Genomic DNA, 2,003 nt, shown 5'->3' with positions numbered 1-2,003 from the left:
GATGAATGCAGTTGCGCCGAAGCTGGGGCTGCGGCCCTTACAAGCGAAAGCCGTCGCCTGATGCCGATAAAAGGTAGCACCGGGAGGGCCGCGTGAAACGCGCGTTTCTATTTGGGCTCGCGGCCCAGCTAATCTTCATTAGCGCGATCTTTCTACTTTTTGGTGACCTAATGCTGCCAATGACGCGGTCTCCGGTCATTGGCATTCTCGCATTGGGTTTGGGCGTCGCGAGCGCATTTTTCGCTTGGAAGGCGACCCTTCATTCGTCCTGGCTGGTCAAGATCGGGATGTGGATTGCCGGCTTCGTTGCTATCTACGTGGTAATCCCCCTCATCGAAGTCCTCGGCGTGCTGATCATTCCGGTTATTTCAGACTGAGCCACTCCTCCATTAGCGGTAGCTTGTTTTTCGCCTGAACTGGAGTCATCATGCAGGGTGGTTTCAAGGGGTGAAATGTCATGGAATTCGCCAGTTGCTATGACCAGAGCGGGATCGTTCTTGCGTTCCTAAACGTCACTGCGGTGTTCACAATTCTGGCCGCCTTTGCCGGTGCACGGTTGATTGCAATGTCGGGCGGGACGCCTCCCGAACAGATTCAGACCGCGTAAAAATCGCAAGCTCTCAAGGGAACTTGGGCAAGGCCCACCATCATCCGGCGCCAATCAGGCTGACCGTTGGCGAAAGCACCTCACGAAGCGATGGCATGAAGCGCTGGCAGTGGGCTGGCGAAAGGCGAGGCGATGAAGCGCGTTTGCCTGGCAGAGCTATTGGCAGCAACGGCCGCTCTGTCTGCACACGCCGATGGCGAGCGCTGGGGCATGATGCCGTCGTGCGATTCGGCCATCAGGATGATGTCGGCACTCAGGACCGCTTCGGCAGTCAGGACAGTCAGGTCTGTTCGCCTATTTGACGGCTATCGGCTCCTGCATGCCGAAGAAGATTTCGCCGCCCGTGAAGCAAGGATTGAGTACGCGACGCGGGACGACCACGGCACATTTGTCCATCATTCGGCCCGGTGCCTCTTTTGGCATCACCGCATGAGTGGGATGAGCATCGACGGAGATGTCGAGGGACAGATCATCGTGGACTGAGCCGTTCACGGCGGGTTGGATTTGTCGGAGTGGCTCGCGTCCAGGTTTGCTTGCAGGCTCCATCTTGCAGGCTCCAAGGGGGCACCGAGCCAGGCAGACGCCATCAAAAACAACGAGAGGCAGGCGCGACGGCGGCCTGTATCATTTTAATACAATCCCCAATTTGTAGACTCGCGCGGTGCACCGGCATTTAGCTAGTCCTGCGCGGGCCAAGGGGAAAAACGCCCGCTGCACGGGAGGAAGCAATGTCTGTGCAAAAGGACGATTATCGAACGAACAGGGCCGACTATGCGATTGCCGCGAAGCATGGCGCGGAAGGCGATCGCGATGAGCTGCTGGCAAGAAAAAAGACAACCTTGTGGCTGAGAGACAGGCGATCCGCCAGATTGACCGCAAACCCGTCGGAAAGCAGGCCAGGGCCGAAGGCTAGACCGCGCGGCTAGTGCATGTGCCCAAAAGTGGCCCGGTTTTGGGATAAACGAAATGCACAACACAGAGACCCAAACGCGTCGCCTGAATACGTTCAAATGCGACGCGCTTTGGCTGGCGATCGCGGCATCTAAACAAGGCTCGCGCCGCCGCTGACTGGTTATGTCAGGCATTTTGACGCTGCATTTACCATCTCAGGTCCACGGACCATGGTCCAGCTTGCGACAGTGCGGTAACAGGCGCACTCTTCGAAATGAACCCGACGACAAGGGCCTGTGATCGCAACTCTTTCGCGGCCAGGCCCTTTGTCTTATTAAGACCAATGCATTGCCTGACAACGATGTCGTGGGAGCACCGATTTGTTCGTTGATTACTATGAACTTTTGGAAATCAGTCCGAACGCCAACTCGGAAACGATAGAACGGATATTTCGTTATTTTGCCATGCGCTACCATCCCGACAACCGGGATACCGGGGACGAATC

At 56.7% G+C, this 2,003-nt stretch carries 4 protein-coding genes; all 4 read left to right on the top strand.

Annotated elements, in window-relative coordinates; genetic code table 11:
• The first annotated feature begins 92 nt into the window (after nt 1-92).
• Nucleotides 93-377, top strand: a complete 285-nt coding sequence (locus ACXJ7R_RS31150) for a hypothetical protein (RefSeq protein WP_457155158.1) — start codon at nt 93-95, stop codon at nt 375-377.
• 80 nt (nt 378-457) lie between these two features.
• On the top strand, nt 458-607 hold the full coding sequence (locus ACXJ7R_RS31145) for a hypothetical protein (protein WP_457155157.1): 150 nt from the start codon (nt 458-460) through the stop codon (nt 605-607).
• Nucleotides 608-739: 132 nt separating this feature from the next.
• Entirely contained in the window at nt 740-1,090 is a 351-nt protein-coding gene (locus tag ACXJ7R_RS31140) for a hypothetical protein (RefSeq protein ID WP_457155156.1), read from the top strand.
• A gap of 788 nt (nt 1,091-1,878) precedes the next feature.
• Nucleotides 1,879-2,003, top strand: a 125-nt coding sequence (locus ACXJ7R_RS31135; protein ID WP_457155159.1) for a DnaJ domain-containing protein, incomplete at its 3' end; no start/stop codon positions are given.

Source organism: Mesorhizobium sp. P5_C1 (assembly GCF_054049815.1).
Note: the sequence above shows the minus strand (reverse complement) of the source record. Positions and strands in the feature narration are given on the sequence as shown.

Coding starts and splice junctions, on each gene's coding strand:
- ACXJ7R_RS31140 (WP_457155156.1), top strand. CDS start 740: ATGAAGCGCGTTTGCCTGGCAGAGCTATTGGCAGCAACGGCCGCTCTG.
- ACXJ7R_RS31145 (WP_457155157.1), top strand. CDS start 458: ATGGAATTCGCCAGTTGCTATGACCAGAGCGGGATCGTTCTTGCGTTC.